The sequence below is a fragment of the Candidatus Woesearchaeota archaeon genome, from assembly GCA_003694805.1.
GTDB lineage: Archaea > Nanobdellota > Nanobdellia > Woesearchaeales > J110 > J110.
The window spans coordinates 1-1,209 of the sequence record RFJU01000094.1 but is presented as its reverse complement, the minus strand read 5'-3'; the positions used below and the strand labels follow the sequence as shown (position 1 = coordinate 1,209).

1 protein-coding gene is annotated in these 1,209 nt (G+C 49.8%); it reads left to right on the top strand.

From position 1 onward, the window contains the following. Positions 1 to 409: 409 nt before the first annotated feature. On the top strand, positions 410 to 1,209 hold an 800-nt coding region (locus D6783_03310; GenBank protein ID RME52947.1), incomplete at its 3' end, for a hypothetical protein.

The window sequence follows — 1,209 nt, the reverse complement described above, 5'->3', positions numbered from 1 at the left end:
TTTCTAAACATCGAAACGTAGTGCTGCTGCAGCATGTTGGTGGCATCGAAAGAGGATCAACCACTACTTTACCTTCACGACCTTGAAGAAACATATGCGAGAGGTGCATGAGCGATATGGGAAGTCGTTTTACAGCCGAGATTCGATGCTCAAGCATCTGCGGAAGAACATTTGTTCGTAGAGAGACAAACTGTGTTCTCCTTCCAGTGCTTCTAGTGGCGGAGTAGGAGTAGGAGATGAAGAAGACTGCAAGGAGCCCAACACACACAGAACCTCCATTGAGGGAAGACGGAGAAACGGAGACCCAAAGTCTCCCGCAGGCGAACTTCAGTTGGAGGACAGCTGGCGTGTGGCACACCCGCAAATATAAATATATACCATTCTTGCCCAAACGTCCTTTTTTTTGAAGATGAACGAACTGAGTGTGGAGGATGTGCAATGTGTTTCTACGCACATTTCAGTGTACGAGGGTGAGGACGAGGAGGCACTGGACATCGAGTGTGTGGGACGAAAGGCGCAGAGTTGGAAACCACGGGAATGGTATGTGGTCCCGCCTTCTTTGCATGTCGATGCGAAGAGACTGTATGCCACTGGTCTTTCCGTGGAGTCCGTCGAGGACATGTTGAAGTTACTGAAAGACACCACCATGAACGAATGGAAGGAGGTGAACGAGGCAGATTTCTTCTATCGCCGTGTGTTCCTGAACAACGAAGAAGGGGAACTGTTTGGAAGCCGATACAACAACTTGCAACAAGCGCTGGAACTCTTCTCTCCGGATGTGTTCTGGTCGTTTGTAAGCACGGTGGCTTTGTTTCATTGGTTGTGTGAAGAACAGAGATGGTTGCAATTGGACGGACAATATGTGTGCTACTTGTTCGCGGAGGATCTTCAAAAGCGTCTCCCGACGTACGTGAACGAGGTTCTTGAACGTGTGAAAGCACAGAATCAAGAATTGCAAGGGACTCGTCTGCCCGATCCTTTCCAAGACCCTTGGGTAGCTCTCCTGAGTCGACGAGCGATACTCGTGAACATGGAGGAGGTGTACTGCGCTGCGGAACTGGCCTGGCACTGTAAGAAGGCTTCCTGGACTACGAAGAAATCCTTGGGCAGCAATCGAAAGAAAGAGAAAGTGGTTGTACCGAACTACACGGAGGCTCTTGGACGCCTGTTTCCACTCCTTCTGGTGTTTCCGTTTATGCAGCCGATCTT